The organism is Actinomadura sp. 3N407 (assembly GCF_052245875.1).
Lineage (GTDB): Bacteria > Actinomycetota > Actinomycetes > Streptosporangiales > Streptosporangiaceae > Spirillospora.
The window spans coordinates 129,881-151,689 of the sequence record NZ_JBQQBP010000012.1 but is presented as its reverse complement, the minus strand read 5'-3'; the positions used below and the strand labels follow the sequence as shown (position 1 = coordinate 151,689).

Below are 21,809 nucleotides of genomic sequence, written 5' to 3'. Positions count from 1 at the left end.
GGGCTGTTAGCTGAACCATCAGTGTTTCTCTGTTTTCATCTGGGATGATCAGTGGGTGAAGCTTTCGGAGTGGGCGCGGCGGAACGGGGTGCATTACCAGACCGCGTGGAAGTGGGCGCGGGACGGGCAGATGCCGGTCCCGGTAGTGAAGACCGCGACCGGCCGGTACCTGGTCCTGGAACCCGCCCCGGCCGAGGAGCCGCGCACGGTCGCGTACTGCCGGGTGTCCTCGGCCGACCAGAAACCCGACCTGGAACGGCAAGCGGGCCGGGTCGTGGCCGCAGCGACCGGGATGGGCCTGCCGGTCGCGGAGGTCGTGACCGAGGTCGGGTCCGCGCTGAACGGGAAGCGCCCGAAGTTGGCCCGGCTTCTGGCCGACCCGACGGCCGGGGTGATCGTGGTCGAGCACCGCGACCGCCTCACCCGGTTCGAGTTGGAATACCTGTCCGCCGCGCTCGCGGCGTCCGGCCGCCGGATCGTGGTGATCGATGACACCGAGGCCGAGGACGACCTGGTGCGGGATATGACCGAGGTTCTCACCTGGTTCTGCGCGCGGCTGTACGGGCGGCGCTCGGCCAAGCGGCGCGCCGCGGCGGCCCTGGATGCGGCGGGGGCGGCGTGACCGTCCGGCAGGGCTACCGGATCGAGTTGGCCCCGACTCCGGCGCAGGCCGCCCGGCTGGGGCAGCACGCGGGTCTGTCGCGGGTGGTGGAGAACTTCTGCCTGGAGAAGGTCAAGGCCGCCCTCGCCCAGCGGGAAGCCGAGCAGTCCTACGGCATCCCAGCCGGGGAACTGACCGCCGTGCCGTGGTCGGCTCCGGCGCTGGAGCGGCTGTGGCGCACCGAGCACGCCGACCGGTACCCGTGGTTCGCCGCCGAGGGGCTGTCGTCGCGGATCCCCAAGGAGGCGTGCCGGGTCCGCGCCGCCGGGTTCAAGAACTTCTTCGACTCCCGCAGCGGCAAGCGCAAAGGCGCACGCGTCGGGTTCCCTTCGTGGCGGAAACGCAAGCACGGTTCCCGGTTCCGCTACGACTCCGACCGCGCCCGCCCCGCCCATCACCGCGCCGTTCACCTGCCCGGGATCGGGAAGGTCCGCACCCGCGAAGACATGACCTGGCTCACCGGCCGCATCGCCGACGGCACCGCGCGGGTGATCGGCGCGACGGTGAAAGGGCAGGCGGGCCGCTGGTGGGTGTCGTTCCAGATCGAGACCGACCGCACAGAGGTCAACCGCGCGCGGCAGGCCGCGCAGGACGCTCCAGCGTGCGGGATCGATGTCGGGGTGAAGACGTTCGCAACGGTCGTGGACGACGACGGCACCGTCACCCATATCCACGCCCCCAAGCCGCTCAAGGCCGCGTTGCGCAAGCTCCGCCGCGCCAACCAGGCGCTGTCCCGCACGGCTAAAGGGTCGGCGAACCGGGCCAAGGCCACCCGCCGTGTCGCCAAGCTCCACCTGGACGTCGCGCACCAGCGCGCCGACTTCCTGCACAAGACCACCACGACGCTCGCGAGAACCAAACGAGCGATCGCGGTGGAGACCTTGAACGTGGCAGGCATGACCCGTAACCGGCGCCTGTCCCGCGCGATCGCTGATCTCGGGTTCGGCGAGTTCTACCGCCAGGTCGCCTACAAGGCCGACTGGTACGGGGCCGAGGTGTGGGCCGCCGACCGGTGGTTCCCCTCGTCCCGGCTGTGCGGGGACTGCGGGGCGGTCAATGCGGCGCTCACCCTCGCCGACCGGACCTGGCAGTGCGGCTGCGGCACCGTCCACAACCGTGACGTCAACGCCGCACGCAACCTGCTGACCGCCATGCAACGAGACCAGCAAGCCGCGTGACCGCACGTCGCCGGGCAGTTCCCCGGAGACGTCAAACGCCTGTGGAGGCGATGTAAGTCCCCGGCCCGCCGGGGCAGACGCCAGCGAATCAGGAACGAGGATCACTGAGATTCTCCGAACGGTGATTGGTGAAGTCCGCCCAGAACGTGTGACCGTTCGGCCCACCGGCCAGGCCGCAGTCGTGGACGAGGGAGTGAATAAGGGAAAGACCCCAGCCGCCGTGACGGCCGGGCTCGGGCTCGGGCGCGTCGGTGTCGCCCTCGTCGGTCACGGCGACGCGGACACCACCGTGCGGCAGCGCCCGAATCGAGACCGTCACCGTCCCGCCCACCAGCCCGGACCGCGAATGCCGCAACGCGTTCGTCGCGGCTTCGGTTACGACCAGCGCGGCGTTGTCAGCGAACTCTGCCGGTACGTGCTCCACGGTCCACGCACGGATCTGCGGCACCTGCGCGGCGTCGCCGGGATACCGCCGGATCAGAGTGGTCATCGGTCGTGCTCCCGTCCGTTACGCCACCGCGTGCGGTGTCGGGTTCGGCATGGGGTTGTTCGGCATGGGGTTGGAGGCGGGGTTGAGAAGTTTCGACGCGGCCACGAGCGCGTCGTACGCGCCCGCTGCATGGTCGGCCATTTCCTGCCACCGCTCCGCGGCGGCCGGGTCCTCGGCGTTGGCGATCGCGATGTCGGCGGCCGCACCGACCCCGTCTGCGAGCGCGCCGGTGGCGCGGCTCAACGCGGGCAGCAACCGGTCGTAGCTGCCGTCCCAGCCCTCCAGGCCCGCACGAAGCTGACGCGCGTCCTGCGACAGACCCACCGCGATCTTCACCGGGCTCGTCGCGCGCCGGGCCTGCCCCACCTCCCGGGCCAGGAACGAATACACCGCGCCCGGCACGCACTGCGCCGGCAGCATCGAGATCAGCTCCTGAATGCCAGCGACCACCGACACCGCTTCGTCGTGGCTGAGGGTGGGGCGGGGTTTGGGGGCGGCAGCTCCCATTGGTCCTCCTCTGCTTAGGGGGCTAGCATCAAGTAAGCGCGGGCCCGGTAGGCCTTGTCAAGGCCCATAGGCGAGTAGATGCTAGGGGACTAAGCATTCAGGTAGCGCCAGCAGTCGACGACCGGAGAGGAAGGCAACTTGGACGAGCGTGTGAGAGATGTCCGTGACATCTCCGACCCCCGCGTCCGGCTGAAGGAGGTGACCACCCTCCTGGCCTCGTTCCAAGACGCCACCACCGAGCTGGCACGGATCCGCCGCGAAACCCTCGGCGAGCTCAAAGGCCACGGCCTCACCCAGAAGGAGATCGCCGCAGTGGCCGGTCTGTCTCGCGGCCGTATCGGCCAGCTCGCGCAGGCCGGTCCACGCCCCGAGCGCGTGTTCCTCGGCGACAGCTGCCTCACCGTCGCAGTGGCCCGCAAGCGGCAGGAAGGTCGCCTCGAGCCGGTCATCGCCGAGGCGACGGTGCACGCGTCCAAGCGACTCACCGACCTCGCAGCTACCTACCAACTCGAGGTCGAAGTAGAGCCGATCTCGCCTCCCGGCATCATCGACCTGAATCGCGACAACCTGATCGTGATGGCCGGGCCTCGCATGTTCCCGATGGTCGGGCAGATCCTCAGCGGAGACCCCAGCGTGGCCTTCATTCAGGACGACTCCGGAGGGTGGTCGATCAAAGATCTCCACACTGGGCAGGAATTTCGCCCGCACACCATCGAGGGCAAGCACCACGACTTCGCCTACTTCGGGCGGCTACCGCGCCCCGACGGGAAAGGCACGTTCCTCTGCATCGCAGGCGTCCACGCAACCGGCACCCAGGGCGTCGTCGCCTACCTGGAGAAGGCGGTCGCCGAGGTCTACGCCGAGGTGAAGACCCGCCGCTTCTCGATGATCGTCGCCTGCGAGTACGACCCCGACACCTTGAAAGTCACCTCGGCCGAATCGGCCTCGCCCATCTACCGACGCGGGAGTTAGCCCATCATGGACGTCACCTTCGCCAGCCGACCGGGTCTGAAGACCCTCAACGAGGATTTCGTTGCCGCTACCAGCCAAGCCGCCGTCGTCCTCGACGGCGTCTCCGTCGCCAACGGCATGGACACTGGCTGCATCCACAGCACCAGCTGGTACGTGCGGCAACTCGGCGGCAGGCTCCTGCGCCGAGTGACCGACGACCTGCTGACGTCACTGGCCGACGCTCTCGCCGACACCATCGCCGAAGTCGCCAATCTCCACTCTGACACCTGCGACCTCACCCACCCGGGTACGCCCGCCGCGACCGTCGCGGTCCTGCGCACCACCGGTCACGTTGGCTACCTCGTCCTGTCCGACGCGGTCATCGCGCTCGACACCCGCCACGAGGGCGTCAAGGTCGTCAACGACGACCGGGTTGAGGCCACTGCCGTCAGCCACGCCCAGTCTGTCCTCGCCGCCCCGGCCGGCACCGCCGAGCGCCAGGGCCTGCGCCGCGAGATGATCCGCGAGCGGCAGATCCTCCGCAACACCGACGGTGGCTACTGGATCGCCTCCGCCTCGCCCGAGGCCGCCCGCTACGCCGTTACCGGCTCCCTGCGGCCCGGGCAGGTCCGGCAGGCCGCTGTCCTCACCGACGGCGCCGCCCGCACTGTCCAGTTCGGGCTCGACACCTGGACCGACGTGTTCACCACCCTTGATAAGGACGGCCCGGCCGAGTTGCTCAAGCGGGTCCGCCGGGCCGAGCGCGCCGACGCCGACTGCGCCGCTTACCCCCGCTCCAAGCCCTACGACGACGCGACAGTCGCGTACTGCCGCATCGACAACATCGACACCGAATGGTGAATCCGCGAATGATCAACAAGGCCGTTATCGCTGTTGCCGGCTACGGTTCCCGCTTCTTCCCGGTCGCCAAGACCCTCAACAAGTGCATGCTCCCGATCCTGGACCGGCCCGTCCTTCATCTGGCCGTTCAGGATTGCGTCGCGGCCGGTGCCGAACAGATCGCCATCGTCACCGCACCCGGTGACCTGCAGGTCCGGCACTACTTCACTCGCGACCACGAGCTCGAGCGCCACTTCCATGAGCGGGGTTGGGGCAACAAGTATGAGCCCATCGCACGGCTACACGACCTCGCCGACTTCACCTTCCTCGAACAGCCCCGTGACGGCCGCTACGGCACAGCCATCCCCGCCATGGTCGCCCGCGACTTCGTCGCCGACGACGATTTCCTGCTTCTGTCCGGAGACGACGTCCTCCTTCGCGACGATGGCGGTTCCGACCTCGCCGACCTCGTCCAGCACCGCGCTGCGGCCGGGACGGCCGCAGCGATCGCTGCGGCCACGGTCCCCGGCGCCGACGCCCACCGCTACGGCGTGCTTATCGAACGCCCCGGCCCGCTATCACTCCTCGACCACCTCGAAGAGAAACCCGCCGACTACACCGGTCCGACCGCCCACGTGAACATCAGCCGCTATCTCCTGCCCGGCTCATTCAGTACTTACCTGGACAAGGTCCGACCCGCCGGCAACGGCGAGTACCAACTCACCGACGCCATCCATGACCTCGCCCAGGACCACGACGCCCTCATCCATCCCATCCACGGCACCTACCACGACTGCGGCGATCCCGCCGGACTGCTGTCCGCTAACCTGGCCGCCGCGCGCATCACCGGGCTCACCGGCCCTGGCCTGTGAGGGACAGGCGATGGGTGGTCGTCATGGCCGGCGGGATTAGAGCGGCCCAGCCCCCCGGGTGGTTGGTGCGTCGCTGGCGTACTGATCGCTGAAACAACCCAGACAGCACCACTCCTGTCGCACGTTCCCCCCTCGGATGTCGCCGCTGGTCAGTACGGTCGACGACGACATACCCCCTGTCACATCGAACCGGAGCGATCCTGTGCCCCAGACCCGCAACGACGCCCATCTGTGGGCCAGCATGATCAGTCCCTTGAAGGCCGCGGGTGTCGAGGATGCCGAGACACTCGCCCGCGTCCTGGTCGCCGTCGTCCGGCGCGAGCAGACCCCGGGCGCAGCGCACTTCGGTCCCGGCGAGGAGATCCCTTCCGACGTCGTCGCCGTTTCCGATCTGGACGGCGATGTCTGGGAGCGCCAAGCCACTGACCGGACCAGCGGGCAGCGCGATCACTGGAGAATGCGCGACCACGACCCCGACGAGCACGACAGCGCCGCGGCCGGTGTGTACGTCACGCCGTCCCTGCTAACCGCCTACGGCCCGGTCACCGCCATGCATCCGCAATGAGCAGCGAGACCGAGAGGACGCCCGGCGCGGTCCCGGCGGCCGAGGCGCCGCCGTGGAAGGCGCCGCATCCGCGTGAGCTGCCCGAGTGGCGGCTGAAGCTGTTCGAGCACACCGGCAGCGAGGACTTCCTGCGGCAGATGAGCGCGTCGGTCAACGCCGGGCAGTGCACGATGCTGCCCACCGTCGACGGGACGCAGGAGTACACGCCCGGCGCGATCGCCGCGCAGTTGCTGGCCCGGCAGGAGTTGGCGCGATTGTCGGAGGCGCGGATGTATCACGTGTCGGCGGACATGACCGCGCTGGCGTGCGCGGTGGCCGCCAAGCCGCCGATCGAGCCGGTGCTTCAGCGGCGACTGCCCTCGCCGGCGGGGTTGATGGTGTTCGAGTCGCCGATCGGAGGCTACGTCCAGGACGTCGCCGAGGTGCTGCGCCACGGCGTCGGGGACCTGGAACCCGCGTGCGAAGGGCTGACGGTCACCACGCCGATCGTTGCGGTGTCCTGGTCGCTGTGGGACCCGCAGGCCATCACCGTCAGCGACCCGGGTCACATGGTGCGGTGGTGGCACCAGGCCCGCGAAGGCGATCTGACGCCGGTCTCGCTGCACTTGCGCGGGGTGTGGCTGACCTTCTACACCTGCAGCGAGGACCGCTGGGAGCTGTTCCCGCCCGACACTGCCATCGCCCACGCCCCCAACGGCGACATTCTCACCGCCGGACAGATCTCGCAGTGGAAGCAGCACGCGCCCGCCCCTTTGGTGTGGGACAACGAGATGGTGCTGGCCTTCGGTGCGCCGTTCGCCGAGCGGCCGCGCGCCGACACCTCCCAGCAGTGGGCCCAGGTTGTCTACACCGCCTGGCAGCTGATCACCCAGCAGTCCGGCAAACGGCCGGTCGCCGAGGTCGACGAGTTCCCGCGTAACCGAGCCGGACGCAAACGCGACGACCGGCGCGGCGTGGCCGACGGCACCGTGCGCGTCATCAACGTGCACGCGCCTCTGCGCCCACCGTCCAGGGCCCGCGATCGGGACGAGGCGGACTCCAGCGGCCGCCGCGCGCCCGTCTACACCTGCCGGTGGCCGGTCCCGCCGTACCGGCGGTTCACCTGCCTCAACCCCCGCAAGCACACCGCCGGCGAATGCGACCACGAGGACCAGATCGTCGGGTTCTCCATCCGCGGCCCCGAAGGCGCGCCCCTCAAGCTGGACGGGCCCGTGCGCGTCTGGGACCACCAGCCCGACAACGGGGAGGCCAACCGTGACGGGCAGGAGCTTGAATGATCCCGCACTCGGGTGACCGGCCGCCTCGGTGGTGCGGGGTGGGCAATCGCGGCGACGTCCCCTACGTCGAGGCCCTGGCCTTTTGGGGGTGGGCCGTAGACGAGCGCCTCGTGCCCCGCAGCTACGCCCTGGGCGTGCTGTGCGAGCATCCGCTGATGTTCAGCCACATGTGGTGGGGGGAGCCGCTTGCCGACCGGTGGGAACGCCTCTGCCAGGCCGCTGACGATCTGGCCGACTGGGAGAACATCGCAGTCGCCATGGCGATCGTCGAGGGGCAGGACTTCTGGGATTTCCTACAATCTGAGTGGGACATCCATCAGGAGCTGTCATCCCTCCCGGTGAAGATCGCGTTCTGCGACGAGCGGCTGGAAGCCGAGCAGGCACTGCAACCCGCCGCGACTCGCGAGGACCCAGTAGACCCGCCCACCGGCGACGGGCCGGACGCGACCTTGTGACCACCATCCCCAACGTCGTTGACCAGGCCGTGTGCGGCGTCCCCGAGCCGCCCCGGGAACGACTCCAGCAGCTTCAACGCGGCACCGCCAGATGAGCGAGAGCCCGGCCAGGTGGTTCCGGCCGGGCTTTCGGTCCCTGTCACTTGCTGCCGGCGCCCTTCAGCCAGCTGCGCATGGCACGTTCGACGCGCTTGCGGTCGCGGTGCTGGATCCGGATGGGGGCGCCGACGTCGGCGGGGGAGCGGGGCCCAGTGCTCGGCGTTGTGGATCCCGATGGGTCCGAGCCCGGGGACAGAGCCGCCGCTGAGTCGAAGCGGAGGGCCGTCCACATGCTGTATCCGCGTAAACGCCAGCGACAGCTACGCGAGCTCCTCCAGCTCGCCTGGCTCGGCCTGCACTGCGGCGGGCATGCCGGGGTCGACCCGCATCGGGCCGGTAGCCAGCGCCCGGTACAGCGTCCAGAGGTGCCGCGTCGGCACCGGTTCGGCCGCATCACCGAGCCCCACACCGTCCTCAAGAGCCCCTCAAGCCCGCTCACAACAAGGACGGCGTGAAGTATGCTCCCCAGCCGCTCCAGCGCCCCATCAGCGATCGTGCGGACCGCCCGCACGATCGGACGGGGCCGTGCAGGTGCGCGTCATCCGTCCTCTCGCGTTCCGGACGTGAACGCGGATGCGCCCACAAGCGCGGCAGCGGAAGTCCACATCGGGATCACTGTTGACAGGGTTCGGCTGGCACCGTCCCCCCTTGACAGACCCTGGCCACACTCTTGCCGGAACCTCTTGGGGGCAGCCTCCGCAAGGTAGATCACCGCTTCTGGGTGTCACCCCTCCCCGGGGGGCCGAGACTGATCGGATCCGGTTCACCCGCCTCCCCCAGCCCGCCATGGGCGGCGTCCTGAGCCCGCCCTGATGTCCTGGGCCGGGGGGTGTACCGCGCCAAGCGGCGCGTCCCGGCGCACCGCTCTGCGCATCACCCAGCGACCCAATGCGCGCCTTGAACGCGCTCACTCACCGCGCTCAAGGCGCGCACGTTCCATTGCGCACGCCGGTGTGTCGATCTCGGACGTGCGGTGCGGGCGCGCCCTCACAGGCGCGCCCGGTCGTGAGGCGCGTGGTTGCGGGCATCCTGCGTCCGCATGTGCCTGTGCCCGCCCCTTGCCGTGCGCGTGCGGCCTCTTGCCTCACATGGTCCTTTTCGGATCCGTGGCGGCCGAGGCGCTCAAGGCAAGGATCCAGTCAAGGGCTGCTCAGCAGCGTGGACCCCAACACCGCAACAGGGGAGTCCACATGGGTCTGACCAGCTCAAACACCGACACGAGTCCGGGGAGTCGACGCAGTGAGGCGCGTCCGCCCTTTGGAGTGGTCGGACAGTTGAACCGCGAATGGCTGGCGCTGCGCAACGATTCGGGTGCTGCTGCAGTCGTCCGGTCTTGGGCGCGACACGAGCCCGCGCTCGCGGACATCGCGGATCTGGAGGAGCTGGAGGCGCGCGTGCGCGCGCTCCCCAGCGAGGAATGCGACGCGCTCCTGCTCGCATTGATCAGGCGCGCGCATGCCGAGGAGCACGCGCGTGCGCGTGACCTCGCCACGCGCACGCTCATCCAACTCATGCTGCCGAAGGCGATCAGGATCGCGCGTTCACAGCTGAACCGGTTCCGTGATCACGACGAATGCTTCGCCACCGTGATCGGCTGCTTGAGCGAAGTCATCCGCTGCTACCCGCTGCAGCGTCGTCCGGCCCGGGTGGCCGCCAACCTCAGCCTCGACACGCTCAACACCGTTCGGCGGGTATCGCTGAGCGCCGTCGAGATCCCGATGGCGCCCGACGCCCTGGACCATTTCCTCGCCGGCGCGGAGGAGCCCGCCGAGTGGGCGCCCAAACCGCGGGCCTCCGTGAACCTCTTGGTCGAGGCGCTCGACTTGCGGATCGTCGAGTCCGACGACGAGTTCGTCGAGGAGACACTCCTGGCCGCAGCAGGGCCGGACAATCCGCGGGAGCGTCTGGTGCATCTGCTGGTGTGGGCCGTGGAACAGCAGGTGATCAACGCCGAGGACGCAGCTCTGCTTGCTCGCACCTACCGGCCCTCGGCCACCGGCGATCACGACCTGGCCACCGAACGGGGATGCCGCATCAATACCCTCCGGCAACGCCGCCGCCGCGCGATCCAGCGCCTGAGTCGCGCCGCGGAGACGTTCCCCGGGGCGGCCTGACAAGACGCTCCTGAGGAATCCGCGTCGGCCTGTCACTTTCTGCTGCCGTGACGGCACCTCTGTGAGGTGTCCGCCCCGGTATCGACAACGTGCTGCACATCTGCGGTGACAGGTCTTGGAGATCGTGTGAACGACGCCCGGCACTCCCAAGGAACATCGCCTCTGCCCACCCACCCACCCCTGAACGACGACGAACTGTGCCTGCTGAGGGCTCACCGAATGACCCGAGACCTGGCCGTCCGGTTGCTGGCTCGACCCCACGCCCCCGAGACCAATCAAGCGCTTCAGGAGTACCTCTCCGGGCCGGCCGGCGAGGCCGCAGCAGCCTTCAGCGCGCTGATGGAGCAAGGGCCTGAACAGTTGCAGCAGCGGATCAACGAGATTCTGCGAGCGTCTTCCAACCTCTCAGGGTTGCCCTGCCACGAGGACGATGATTCTCGTGAGACGTCCGGCAGCGAGGAAGACCAGCCGGTCCCTGAGCACGATGGTGGAACCGGCGGCCGATCGCCGGGGACCGGCGCATGACCACGCGCCGGCGCGGAAGGATCCCGACGGCAGGCACCCTCGAAGCCACCCAAACGGACCGAGCAGGTGCTGCCCGCCGGGCAGCGTCGTGGACGCCACCGGCCACCAAGGCGGCCCTGTTCACCACTCTCGGCAAGGTTGCGATTTGGGGGATGCTCGGCTGCGGGCCGCTTGCGTTGATCACTGCGGCGGTGGCCAGCCCGAATCCCGCATCGACCGCGACCTCCACCGGCCCTCCCGCCCGATCACCGCTTGCCCCGGCTGGGTGGGCAGAGCTCTATGTCGCCGCGTACCTCCAGGCTGGCGATAACAGCACGGCCGTGCAGCAGTTCTTCCCCGCCGCACCCCCCTCCTTGCGTGCCGCAGGGCGCCGCCAGGCGACCCGGACGGTGACCGTCGCCGCCTCGGAGGTCAACCCCGGGTACTGGAGCGTCACGGTCGCCGCCGATGTCATGGACACCAGCGGCCCCACGACCAAATCCGCTGGTGTCCACTACTTCATGGTCCCGGTCCTCGCCCTGGGAGGGCCGGAATCAGGCGGCACGGGCGCCGCTGGACGGCGTCCAGGATTTGTCGCAACCGCTCTTCCTGCAGAAGTGGCCGCGCCGAGTGTGAGCGGCGCTCCGGAGCTCGGCTATGACGGCACCACTCCCATCACACGGGGACCGCTTCAAGACACCATCAGCCAGTTCCTCAACGCCTACCTGGCCGGCAGCGGCGACTTGGGCCGCTATCTGTCACCGAGCACTCAACTGCATCCGGTGACTCCCGCCCCCTACCGATCCGTTCAGGTCACCAGCATCAACGCGAAAGGTCAGCTCGCCGACGCCGACTCCTCGGTCCCGGCCGACGGAACGGTCACCCACGTGTTGGCCACCGTGGACGCCGTCGACGGTGCCCAGCAGCGGTGGCCGCTCACTTACGCGCTGGCCCTCACGGCACGGGCCGGGCGCTGGGAGGTCACCCGCATGCAGAACGCACCCGCGTTGGCCCCGTCGACCGACCCCCGAACCTCGACCGACCCGCGAACCTCGCCGCCGATCACTTCCCCGAGCCCGGACACGCCTGCAACCTCCAGCCCCGCAGCTCCCGTTCCGGAAACCCCTGCGCCCGACCCCACCCCACCGCCCGCAACCGACCCCACGCAGCCGCCCACCTCACCGTGAGCCACGCGGAAACGCCTTCCCCAGATCCCGTTCCACGCCACTAGAAAGGACACGCCCCATGGGAGTCCTCGACTGGTACGAGCAGAAGCTTCAGGAAATCAACAACCTGATCGGCCCGACGCTGATGGTTATCGCCCTCGCGTTCGTGATCTTCGCCTATGTGTCCTTCCGCAGCTGGAAGAAGGCGATGATCGCCGGGATCGGCGGAGCGATCGTCCTAGCCGTCGTCACCAAGATCAGCGGGTTGTCGGAGCTGGTCGAAAACGAGTTCTCCTCCGGCCAGCCCCAACAGCCGGGGGTGGTCCTGGTCGTTGACCACGCTTCCGTCGACCCACGTACCGCCGGTGGCCGGCCGGACCACCCAAAGGCCTGAACGATGACCTCCACCCCGGCGTATGACGGCGCTGGGTCAGCGCGGGTCGGCCGGTCCTACACGCGGGCCAGGCGGTTCCCTTGGGTCGTCGGGAAAATCCAGGGCTGGCAGATTCCGTTCGGGCCCTACACCGCCACCCAGCTCGGTGTACTGATCGCCGGGATCTGGCTTCTGGTGCAGACCTTCTCCTTGTGGAGTCGTCTCGGTGCCCTTGGTCTGGTGTTCGTCGCCGCACCCCCCGCCGCCACCTGGGCTGTGCGGCACGCCAAAATCGACGGCCGCACACCGATCCGCGCGCTCGGCGGCTACGTCGCCCTGCTCCTGGAGCCGGCCGGTGGCCGGATCGGAGGGCGGCAAGCCAGCAGTCCGCGGCCAACCCTGATGACCGGCAAGGTCCGCCTGGACGCGCCGCCCCGCACTCAAGCTGCTACCGGCATCACCACGGAGGGGCGGCCGACGCGCAGCGCCCAACGTGGGGCTGCACGGCCGCCCGCAGCGCAGACGGCGGTGCGGCACGCCTCCTCGGCGGACTCCGGCTCGGCGGACTCCGGCCCGTTGCCCCCGCGGGCACGCACCGGAACGGCGCGTCCAACGGGGCCTTCCCGCTCCGCCGCCGCGGCCAATAGCAATCCCGGCGAGGACACCGGCTCGGCGGACTCTGCCGCACCCCGACCCGCGCCCGCTCCCACCGGGCTGCAAACACTGCTGTCCGCCGTTGAGAAAACACCCGAACGCTGAAGGAGACGCCCCGTGCGGATGCCGTTGCGGCACTTGGTCGGCAACCTGGCATGGACCATGTCGGGCACCGTATGGGCCGTCTGGCGTGTCCAGCCGGTCTCATATGCCCATGTCAGCGCACGGGCACGCGACGAGCTGCACGCGGCCACGACCGCCATCCTCAAGCGGCTCACCGGAGAGCCGATGCTGCTCAGCCTCTGCGCGCAAGTCAACGCCGGCGACGTCGTCCAGAGCATGATCGACAACGTCGACTTGGACGACCACCCGGAATGGATCGAGGTCGCCGACGCCGCCCTGGACTGGCTGGGAAACCTCGATCTGTCCGAACGGACGCACTGGCTGGCCGTCCCACTGTCTGCGGACAAACAGCGGCTCACCCTGCGCACCGGGCTGGACTCGGCGCTCACCTCGTTCACCGACGCCTTGGGCATCGCACCTCCCGCAGTGACAGCGGTAGAGGTGGCCGCCTACGAGGCCAAAGCAACTCGGCTTCAAGGGCAACTCGCGGGCGAGCCCGACTTCCGGCCAGCAACCCCCGCAGAAGTGCTGTGGATCTTCTCCCACGCCTTGTGCCGCGGTCTCCCCGAGCCGCTGTTGGCCGACGCAGCCGACGACGCCACCGGAGGCGCCCGCATCATCAACGGCATGCTGCGCGGTCCCAGTCTCGCCGCGCTCGCCCAGGCGCGCCTGGCCGAAGGAGGCCGCCCCGGCACCAGCGGCCCGTGGTGGCGGTCGGGCGGTGTTTCACCGCTGCGACGCCGGTGGCTGCAGATCGAAACCGAAACAGGCACCTCCTACCAGGCCTTCCTCACGTTGGCGGAGATGCCCACCACCTTCCGGTTCCCCAACAGCGAATTCCTTGCCGGGTTGGACGGGTTCCCCTTCGGGGTCGATTACGCCTCCCGGCTGACCGTGGTGACCAACGCGGAGGCAGAGGCCAAGTCCCGCCGCAAGGCCCGGGAACTCGTGGCACTCACCGAGGAGTACGAGGGCGAAACCGCCGGCATCCCCCAAAGCCTCATCGACGCGGCGGCCGACCTAGACGACCAACGGTCACGCCTCCAGGCCTCCTCCACCGAAGTCGAGATCCAGTCGGCGACCGTGCTCTGCGTGTGGGGCACCACCCCCGAAGAATGCGAGAGCCGCGCGGAGCTGGTCCGCTCGGCCCTCGGAGCCGCCGAATACCAGGCAGTGAGGCCTGTCGGTGCGCAACGGTCGCTCTTCGAGGCGATGCTGCCCGGCTCGGCCTCTCCCAGCGCTTTGAAGGAATTCACCCAGTTTCAGCTCGCATCCGACTACGCCATGGCGATGCCCTGGGCGTGCGCCGATGTCGGCGACCCCACCGGAATGCTGCTGGGTGTCAACCTGGACGGCGGCGCCGACCGGCCCGTTCTGCTCGACCTGGCAAACGCTCCCCGGCAGGACGCGTCAGCCTCCCTCGGCGCCGTGGGGGAACTGGGCGCCGGGAAAAGCGTGCTTCTCAAGGTCATCCAAAGCAGCATCCTCGACCGTGGTGGCCGCGTCATCGCGGTAGACCGCACCCCGGTCGGTGAATGGGCGCACTTCGCCGAGGCTGCCGCTGCAGGCCGCCACCAGATCATCCGAGCCGACCAATCCGCCGACCTCACACTGGACCCACTGCGTGTGTTCCCGCCGGCGACCCGCGCCCGCTACGCCAAGTCCTATCTCACCCTGCAGCTGGGAGTTGCGCCCATGTCGCCGGCGGGCCTGGCGCTCGCTCAAGCAGCGGATGCCGCGGCCACCTCCAGCCGCCCCCACATGCGGCAGGTCATCGACGAACTCGACGCCATCGCCCGCACCGAACCGGGCACCCGGCGCGGCGAGCACGCCGCCGAACTCGCCGACCTCTTGCGGATCGTGGCCACCGACAAACTCGGCCAGATGGTCTTCGGTGACCAGCCGCCACTGCGGCTATCAGGGGACTTCTGCGTCTTCCACACCTCGGGGCTCACGCTCCCCAAGAAGGAGGTATTCACCTCCGAGTACCACATGTCCCGCCAACCCTTGGAGACGTTGATCGGGCGTGCGGTCCTCTACGTCATCGCCGCGATCGCCCGTGAAGTGGCCTTCGCTGATTCTGACCGGTTCGCCGCCGTGGCACTGGATGAATGCTACTGGCTGACCGGAAGCACCGAGGGGCAAGACCTGGTCCTCGAACTCGTCCGCGACGGCCGCAAGCACGCCGCCGGTGCACTGTTGGGCAGCCACGACCCCGACGACTTCGGCAACGAAACCATCCGGGGCCTGCTGTCGAACCGGTTCCTTCTCCGCCACCGCGACAGCACCCTGGCCCGCAAAGGCCTGGACTTCCTGAACCTGAACGCCGACGACGCTCATCTGCTGGATCTCGTCACCACCGAGTTGTCACCGCTGAAGGACCAGCACCGCAAGGGCGAGGCACTGTTCATGGACACCCGCCGCCGCATCGGCCGGGTCAAGATCCTCATTCCGCCGGTGCCGCGGATCACCGAATCGATTCTCACCACCCCCGGGGCGCCCGCGCACGGCGGCGAGGGCAATCCTGTGCCAGCGGCAGACGGGTGACGCCTGTGAAGGCTCGCCTGGTGCCCATCCGCTGCCGCACCGCGCGCTGGGCCGCAGCGACACTCCTCCTCCTGCTGGCGCTCATCACGCTGCTCGGCACCTCAGCTCAGGCGGAACCCTCCCCCACCCCCCAGCCGAGCGCCACGAGCACACCTGCGCCCACCCCGGCACCGGATCCGGACACCAGCACCGCACCACCCCAGACGACCCCCGCCGAACCGCCCGGTACCGGCCCTGCCGCGCCCGGTGACAGTGACCGTCCGCCAGCATCCGACGGGCAAGGAGTGCTGGGGCCGCTCACCGCGACCGACCCCGACGGGGTGCCCCTCGACCATTACGACATCACCGCCGACCACGGGGCCTGGAACGAGGTCGACCGCAAACTCCTGCTGTGGTTCACCAACGGGCTCTTTTCACTGGTCCGCGTCCTTATCGGGCTGGTTGCCTGGCTGTTGAACTGGGGATTCCAGTTCGGCCCCGCCCATATCGGGATCGAGCCAGCCCAGCAGGTCGCCGATGCCTACCAGACGCAGGTCATCGACCGTCTCGGCCTGCCGGTCTTCTTCCTGACACTGGCAGCGGCCTGGTGCGGCGTCATGTTCCTGCGCGGCCGGAAAGGACGGGGGGCGGGAGAGCTCGGGATCACCCTGCTGATCTCAGCGCTCGCAGCCACACTGCTCGCCCAACCCACCCAGGTGCTGCTCGGCGACCACGGTGTCCTCGGCCAGACCCACGACACCTCGATGGCCATCGCCTCCATCACCGCCACCGGCGGCCGCTCCGCCGCGACCGACCCCAAACAAGCATCCAAGCCCCTGACCGACACCCTCGTCACAACCTTCGTCGTCGACGCACATCAGATGCTCAACTACGGCGAGGACCTGGACGCCCCAGGCAAGCCGAGCGAATGCCTGTCGACCTACAAGAAGATCGTTAAGGAGGGGCCGTGGGGCGGAGACGACGAGCCCCGCAACTGGATGAGCCAGGCCGGATGCAAGAAGCTCGCCGACTACAACCACGACCCGACCTGGGACCGGCTACTCGGCGCCCTGCTGCTGCTGATCGCGGCCCTGCTGATAGCAGTGCTCATCCTGCTCATGGTGGGCATCCTGCTGACCGCAACGGCGGCCCTCGCCTTCTACGCCATGCTCGGCCATGCCGTGTTCGTGATCGCCCTGCTCCCCGGCGGCGGCCGAGGCGTGCTGTGGCGTTGGGTGGGCGGCATCATCAAGGTCGTCCTGGTTCTATTCGCCGTCGTGGTCTTTCTGCCCCTGCTGTCGATCTTCATCGGGGCATTGGTCAACTCGACCGAAGGGCAGCCTCTGGTCGTGCGTTTCTTCCTCATCGACGTTGTCGCCGCCGCCGGCCTGGTCTACCACCGCAAGCTGGTCACGTTCGGGACCAGAGCCGGCTACCGCATCGCCCGCCGGTTGGAGCGCTCTCGGATCGGTGGATCACTGGGCGGCGGATACGGGTACGGCGGGTACGGCGGCGACGGGTACGGCGGATACGGCGGGTACGGGTACGGCGGCGGCATGGGGATGGGATGGCTCGGCAGCGGAGACCCCAGCGGGCTGAGTCCCGTGTCGTTCGGTGCACTCCACACTGGCGCGCGCAGAGAAATCCATCGGGTTACCGACCCGGTGACCTGGACAGCGCGAACCGCCAAACGTGCCTGGGTAGGGCCGGCCAGCGCCACCAGCAAGGCGCAACGGCGACTCCCCGAAGATGCCAGTGAACTCCGCAGCCGGATGTATCGAACCCGCGCCGGACGAGTCGCTTGGCGCGGCGGCAAGAGCGTTACCACTGCGGGCCGACTGGGGTTTGAGTACACGCTGGGCTTGCCGGTCACCCTCGAACGCGATTACACCACGGCGCGCGGCGCCGCCGCCGACGGCGCAGAAAAGGCAAAGGACGCCGCGGCGGTCGTGTGGGACCGAGGCCGAGCGGTCCGCGACTACAGTGCCCACTGGGCCCGGAACACCGGCATGACCGCGGCGGCGCGCGCGGCGGCGGGAGGCGGCCGCGCGGTCGGCGATCAGGTGAAGTTCGTGGTTGGCTCGACTCCCCAAGACAGCGCCCGGGCCGCCCAGCGTGCGGCCCAATCGGGCAAGGAGGAGCTGCAGCAAAGAATCGGCCTCGCCAAACTCCGCAACGCATTCGACCCTGAGACCGCCCGCCGCTACCTTGACGAGCGTCCCTCTCCCAGCGGCAGCAGCCACCGGGTGCAGATGCAGCCGGCCACTGGGGACAAACTCAAGGCAGGTGCCGCCAGCGTCGGCAAGCACACCGGCCGGGGCGCGTTCAGCGGTTCAATCAAGGGCGCGGCAAAGGGCTTCGCCACAGGCGGCACCACCGGCGCCAAGATCGGGGCCCAACGCGGCGCCATGGAGGGCGCCCGGGAGGGAGCCCAGAGAGGCGCCGACCCAGCCCAGCTCGCCAAGGAACTTCAGGCCCGCATGAAAGCCAAGAAGAAGCCACCACCCTCGACCTGACCCGGCTCTCATCAACCAAAAAAGCAAGCACGAGGGTCGCAAGCACGAAGTCGGAGGTGCCAGGGGCAAGCCCCGCGACCTGGCCGCAGACTGCCGGGCCGCAGGCTGTCAGTGCGGAGACCGCGGCGCGCGTTGATGACCGAGGCATGGAACGCGGCTGTCAACGGGGGGATCGGCAGGCCGCCGAGGTCCTGTCATCTGAACGGGGCCAGCCAGACCTCTTTCGTGGAGAACCCGATCTCACCGAGGAGGTCTCCTGTGGTCAGCTCATTCGAATCCCAAGCCAGCGCCAGCGCTTCCGGACGCCACGGCCGGGGTGGCCCCTGCCATGGTCCCAGCCACGGGCCCGCCCACAGCCCCAGCGAGAGCCCCACCCGCGGTCCCTCCGGCACACTCTGCGGGACGGGGCATATCCGCAGGTCAGCAGGCTGCGGCAAGGTGCATGCCGGGGGCCGACTTATTCTTCCGGTCGTCGGCCCGTGGGCCGACTGGGAAAATCCTGCGCCGAAGGCGCTCGACTGGCTCGAAGCGGTCGCGATTCCGCTAGCAGTGACCATCGCGGTCTGTCTGATCGCGGTCTGGGTTATCGGACGGATACGGATCAAACATCATCTACGCCGCCGAGTCTCATACGACCTGCTTCCCGCCACCTCCTTCGAAGCGAAGCCAGAAGAGATCTTGCGCTTCGCCGCCCAGCTGGCGCGCACCCGGCCGCAAGCATCGCGACTCATCCCCCGCCGGGCGGCGTCGGTGCGGATCCGGTGGTACACCGACGATGATGGCCTACTTCGCATGAGAGTGGAGGGGCCTGCCAACGCCGCGTCGGTGTTGCGGCATCGGACCTACCCCGATGTGGAGATCCGGCAGCCCTCACCGGTGGGAAGACCAGGCGAGACGACCCCTGGGGAGGATTCGCCTCCCGGTGCCGGCGGTGACGTTTCTGATTGGGGCCGGCCCGGCTGACGCTCTCCCTGGCCGGCCAGCGGGCAGACCAGCCAGGGAGAGTCCGCCCCGGGCCAGCGCCGCCCGTTGCGCCGCGGCGATCGCACTGGAAACTCGGATGCCCTAGGCGGCGCAGCGGCAACAGACTCACAGCTGAGTCACCGCCTGGTCTGCCTTATCGCCTCACACCTCTTGCCGATCATCTTTGACCGGTGTACACTTTAGAGTGTACAGCGGGGCAAGCGACCCCGGCCCGCCAGCGAGGGGGATGAAATGACGAGGACCTTCTCGGCCCGCACCATCCACGAGGCGACCCAGACCGTCGAGTTCATCCACACCGTGATTGCGCGCGGTGCGGCTCATCTGATGGCCAAGGACGCCCGCATCCAGCCGGGCGGGGCGGTCACCGCCATGATGCAAGGCACCTTCGAACGAATCCGCATCGAGCGGCCCCACGTGATGGCGACCTACTGGCGCGCCCTGGCGCTGCTGGGGATCGGGCGGGGCGAGATGACCTACCACCGGTTCCTCAGCTACGTCGACCCCGACATTCGACTCCGCCTCACCACAGACCGAAAAGTCGCTGGCTGACCACCAGTGAGGGATAGATGGCCTCCCCCACGGGAGGGAGAGAGCCCCGCCGTCCGAGCGGGGCTCTCTCGGCGTTTCTGCCGCGTTCATGGCGCACACAGGTGACATGGTCGGAGGAGAGATCACCCCGAGGGACGAATAGCCCGAAAGGGGGAATCCTCCTCGTCTCCGACGAGATCGAGACTCACCCCCGGTGTCACCTGCAAGCCCTGACCCCGCGCCTCTGTTAGGCGAACCGAGTCGTTGCTACCACGCGCACAGGAGGACAGATCGACTCTCAAGCATCGGCCGCAGGTCCGGCGACCGCACGGACGGTGCCCGCCTGGCGGCTCGTCTCCACCAGTTTGAACCCGGACGGCAGTACAAGAGGAAGCAGGCTCGCGTTCCCCAGCGAGGACGGCCCGGGATCACGGATGTGCACGACGATCCAGTCGACCAGGCCCGCCGCGGCGAACACGGCGCCGAGCGTTACGTCACCCAACAGCAGCAGCGACCGGACACCCCCACGGTGGAGCGCCTGAACCGCCGCCGCGGGCGCGGCGGGATCGACGTCCTGCAGGCGCAGGATGCCGGGGCCGTGTGTGTCTCGGACGGCCTCGGTGACCCGGCCGTCCTCGGCCAAGATCGCGTCGGCATGCGCCCGCAAAGCCTCGGTGGCGAGCAGTTCGCCGGTCAGCGTGCCGGCGGCTGGGCCAGCCGAGCGGAAAGCCCACGTCACGCGGGGACGACCGGACACGGTCGCGGCGAGCCACGTGCCGAGCACCGTGAGCGCCTCGTCCTCAAGCACGCCGGTCACGACGTCAACGCCGGCGGCGCGCAGGACGGCGGCGCCGCCCTCACCACGCGAGGTCGGGTCCATGGCCGCGATGAGCACGCGGGAGATCCCGGCGTCCAGGAGAGCCTGCCGGCACGGCGGGGTCCGGCCAGTGTGGTTGCAGGGTTCGAGGGTCACCGCCGCCGTACCGCCGCGCGCGCGGCACCCGGCCGCGGTGAGCGCGTTGACCTCCGCATGCGGATCCCCCTTGCGCAGGTGGTAACCCTCACCGGCGACAGCGCCGTCGGCGTCCAGGACCACGCACCCGACCGGCGGGTTAGGGCTGGTGCGACCGAGCCCGAACGCCGACACCGCGATAGCGCGGCGCATTGCGGCGACTTCGCCAGGGGTGGGCGTGGGCATCATGCCTGCTCGAGTTCGGCGAGCAGTTCAGTGACCGGATCCAGGTGGCGATGCGGCCGCAGGCCGGCGGCGACGGTGGTGACCATGCCGCCGATTCTGGCTGAGCCGCTGCCCTGTGCGATCGTCAGGGCCTCACCCGCGGCGACCGCGGCGGGTTCGGGCTGGTCGTCGGCAAGGTAGGCCGCGGCGAGCTCGGCGTGGGCGACGCCGCGGTCGCGCTGGTAGGCGACCGGCAGCCCCGAAAGCGCGGCCGCGAGGGCGGGGATGGCGCGGTCCGGGCGGCCGAGCCGCGACAAGCAGCGCCCGCGCTGCATATCCAGATACGCCGGCGTGCAGAACGCCCCGTGGCCGGCGGCCGCGTCCGCGGCGTCGTCGGTCGCTGCGAAGGTGCGTGCCTGCTCCAGCGCCGCGTGGCAGGCCGTCTCGTCGGAGTCGAGGGCGTGTCCGTGCGCGGTCTGCTGCAGGATCGCGGCCAGCATCAGGGACGGTTCGTCGCGCTGTTCTCGGCGTGCGGCCTCGGCGAGTCCGAGCATCTCAGCCGCGGCGTCGGCCTGCTGGCTGCGGCGGAACAGCACCCAGGCGACCATGTGGCGGTCGCCGGCTTCCACCGCCCAGTCCATGGCCTGGCTGGTCCACCTGCGGGACCGGGAGAGATTGCCGGCGTCCTCGTGCAGCCACGCGGCGGACTCGGCGTAGCGGGCGGCGAGCCGCAGCACCCGCTCGCGCTGCGAGGGCCGGGCCGCCGCAAGCAGCGGCGTCAGGATGCCCAACTGCAGGTTCACCCCGTCCAGAGCATGCCGCGGGCCGAGGAGGTTGTCGGTTCGGACCAGCGCGTGCCACAGCTCGCCGAGGTGCGTCAGGACGGCGTCCATCCGCGCAGGCGTCATGTACTCCATGCAGCGCTCGACCGACATCGCCGCCAGCGGGCGCGGCGGCCGGGGCAGCAGCGCCACCAGGGTTCCGCCGGCGTTGAGCAGATCGTCCAACCGTTCGGCGATCGTCTCCCGCGGGGTCCGCAGGCCGTTCCGCACCCGCGATAGGTACCCGGCGTTGCACGGCACCGCGGCGGCGAGGCTCTGCAAGCTGACGCCCCGCTCCTCCATGAGCTGACCGAGCGACTCCCCGAAGGTCCTTTGCACCATTTGATCCCCGGTCTTGCCCGTTTCGTCTGCGACTGTCCGATTGCCTATTTGTCGTGAGCCCATCAGGCAACAGGCAATGACTTCCA

At 69.3% G+C, this 21,809-nt stretch carries 21 protein-coding genes; 16 read left to right on the top strand and 5 right to left on the bottom strand.

What is annotated here, in order from left to right; all coding sequences use genetic code 11:
- Window positions 1-55: 55 nt before the first annotated feature.
- Window positions 56-622: an IS607 family transposase gene (locus tag ACTWPP_RS28205; RefSeq protein WP_443107410.1), complete on the top strand. Its 567-nt coding sequence runs from the start codon at window positions 56-58 to the stop codon at window positions 620-622.
- Window positions 619-1,839: an RNA-guided endonuclease InsQ/TnpB family protein gene (locus ACTWPP_RS28200; RefSeq protein WP_443107409.1), complete on the top strand. Its 1,221-nt coding sequence runs from the start codon at window positions 619-621 to the stop codon at window positions 1,837-1,839. The genes ACTWPP_RS28205 and ACTWPP_RS28200 overlap by 4 nt, the downstream gene beginning before the upstream one ends.
- Before the next feature lie 88 nt (window positions 1,840-1,927).
- Here ACTWPP_RS28200 and ACTWPP_RS28195 read toward each other — a convergent pair whose 3' ends face one another.
- Window positions 1,928-2,329, bottom strand: coding sequence for an ATP-binding protein (locus ACTWPP_RS28195; RefSeq protein ID WP_443107408.1), 402 nt, complete (start codon window positions 2,327-2,329; stop codon window positions 1,928-1,930).
- A gap of 18 nt (window positions 2,330-2,347) precedes the next feature.
- Window positions 2,348-2,836 carry a hypothetical protein gene (locus ACTWPP_RS28190; RefSeq protein ID WP_443107407.1) on the bottom strand — a complete coding sequence of 163 codons (489 nt, stop codon included), beginning with the start codon at window positions 2,834-2,836 and terminating at the stop codon, window positions 2,348-2,350.
- 198 nt (window positions 2,837-3,034) lie between these two features.
- Between ACTWPP_RS28190 and ACTWPP_RS28185 the strand changes: the two genes are divergently transcribed.
- The 6 genes from ACTWPP_RS28185 (at window position 3,035) to ACTWPP_RS28160 (ending at window position 7,796) form a co-directional block, all read left to right on the top strand.
- On the top strand, window positions 3,035-3,808 hold the full coding sequence (locus tag ACTWPP_RS28185; protein ID WP_443107406.1) for a sigma-70 family RNA polymerase sigma factor: 774 nt from the start codon (window positions 3,035-3,037) through the stop codon (window positions 3,806-3,808).
- Between the two features lie 6 nt (window positions 3,809-3,814).
- Window positions 3,815-4,648 carry an integrase gene (locus ACTWPP_RS28180; protein ID WP_443107405.1) on the top strand — a complete coding sequence of 278 codons (834 nt, stop codon included), beginning with the start codon at window positions 3,815-3,817 and terminating at the stop codon, window positions 4,646-4,648.
- 8 nt (window positions 4,649-4,656) lie between these two features.
- On the top strand, window positions 4,657-5,499 hold the full coding sequence (locus tag ACTWPP_RS28175) for a sugar phosphate nucleotidyltransferase (protein ID WP_443107404.1): 843 nt from the start codon (window positions 4,657-4,659) through the stop codon (window positions 5,497-5,499).
- A 136-nt stretch (window positions 5,500-5,635) separates the two neighbouring features.
- Window positions 5,636-6,064, top strand: coding sequence for a hypothetical protein (locus tag ACTWPP_RS28170; RefSeq protein ID WP_443107403.1), 429 nt, complete (start codon window positions 5,636-5,638; stop codon window positions 6,062-6,064).
- Window positions 6,061-7,341 (top strand): hypothetical protein, encoded by a 1,281-nt coding sequence (locus ACTWPP_RS28165; RefSeq protein ID WP_443107402.1) that lies wholly within the window; start codon window positions 6,061-6,063, stop codon window positions 7,339-7,341. Before ACTWPP_RS28170 ends, ACTWPP_RS28165 begins: the two co-directional genes overlap by 4 nt.
- Window positions 7,342-7,379: 38 nt before the next feature.
- On the top strand, window positions 7,380-7,796 hold the full coding sequence (locus tag ACTWPP_RS28160; RefSeq protein ID WP_443107401.1) for a hypothetical protein: 417 nt from the start codon (window positions 7,380-7,382) through the stop codon (window positions 7,794-7,796).
- A gap of 359 nt (window positions 7,797-8,155) precedes the next feature.
- On the opposite strand, the gene ACTWPP_RS28155 is transcribed toward ACTWPP_RS28160, so the two are convergent.
- Entirely contained in the window at window positions 8,156-8,302 is a 147-nt protein-coding gene (locus ACTWPP_RS28155; RefSeq protein WP_443107400.1) for a hypothetical protein, read from the bottom strand.
- A gap of 783 nt (window positions 8,303-9,085) precedes the next feature.
- Here ACTWPP_RS28155 and ACTWPP_RS28150 point away from each other — a divergent pair.
- The 8 genes from ACTWPP_RS28150 (at window position 9,086) to ACTWPP_RS28115 (ending at window position 19,404) form a co-directional block, all read left to right on the top strand.
- On the top strand, window positions 9,086-10,009 hold the full coding sequence (locus ACTWPP_RS28150; protein WP_443107399.1) for a hypothetical protein: 924 nt from the start codon (window positions 9,086-9,088) through the stop codon (window positions 10,007-10,009).
- Between the two features lie 219 nt (window positions 10,010-10,228).
- Window positions 10,229-10,534, top strand: coding sequence for a hypothetical protein (locus ACTWPP_RS28145; RefSeq protein ID WP_443107398.1), 306 nt, complete (start codon window positions 10,229-10,231; stop codon window positions 10,532-10,534).
- A complete protein-coding gene (locus tag ACTWPP_RS28140; RefSeq protein ID WP_443107397.1) occupies window positions 10,531-11,700 on the top strand; it encodes a conjugal transfer protein in 1,170 nt (389 codons plus the stop codon). The genes ACTWPP_RS28145 and ACTWPP_RS28140 overlap by 4 nt, the downstream gene beginning before the upstream one ends.
- 58 nt (window positions 11,701-11,758) lie before the next feature.
- On the top strand, window positions 11,759-12,073 hold the full coding sequence (locus tag ACTWPP_RS28135; RefSeq protein WP_443107396.1) for a hypothetical protein: 315 nt from the start codon (window positions 11,759-11,761) through the stop codon (window positions 12,071-12,073).
- Window positions 12,074-12,076: 3 nt separating this feature from the next.
- Window positions 12,077-12,811, top strand: coding sequence for a hypothetical protein (locus ACTWPP_RS28130; RefSeq protein ID WP_443107395.1), 735 nt, complete (start codon window positions 12,077-12,079; stop codon window positions 12,809-12,811).
- Window positions 12,812-12,829: 18 nt separating this feature from the next.
- Window positions 12,830-15,376: an ATP-binding protein gene (locus ACTWPP_RS28125; protein ID WP_443107554.1), complete on the top strand. Its 2,547-nt coding sequence runs from the start codon at window positions 12,830-12,832 to the stop codon at window positions 15,374-15,376.
- Window positions 15,377-15,381: 5 nt separating this feature from the next.
- Entirely contained in the window at window positions 15,382-17,871 is a 2,490-nt protein-coding gene (locus ACTWPP_RS28120) for a type IV secretion system protein (protein ID WP_443107394.1), read from the top strand.
- Window positions 17,872-19,086: 1,215 nt separating this feature from the next.
- Window positions 19,087-19,404, top strand: a complete 318-nt coding sequence (locus tag ACTWPP_RS28115; RefSeq protein ID WP_443107393.1) for a hypothetical protein — start codon at window positions 19,087-19,089, stop codon at window positions 19,402-19,404.
- Between the two features lie 277 nt (window positions 19,405-19,681).
- Here ACTWPP_RS28115 and ribD read toward each other — a convergent pair whose 3' ends face one another.
- Complete coding sequence (gene ribD / locus ACTWPP_RS28110) at window positions 19,682-20,548, bottom strand: bifunctional diaminohydroxyphosphoribosylaminopyrimidine deaminase/5-amino-6-(5-phosphoribosylamino)uracil reductase RibD (RefSeq protein ID WP_443107392.1); 867 nt, start codon at window positions 20,546-20,548, stop codon at window positions 19,682-19,684.
- 32 nt (window positions 20,549-20,580) lie between these two features.
- Entirely contained in the window at window positions 20,581-21,723 is a 1,143-nt protein-coding gene (locus ACTWPP_RS28105) for a helix-turn-helix domain-containing protein (protein ID WP_443107391.1), read from the bottom strand.
- Window positions 21,724-21,809 lie beyond the last annotated feature (86 nt).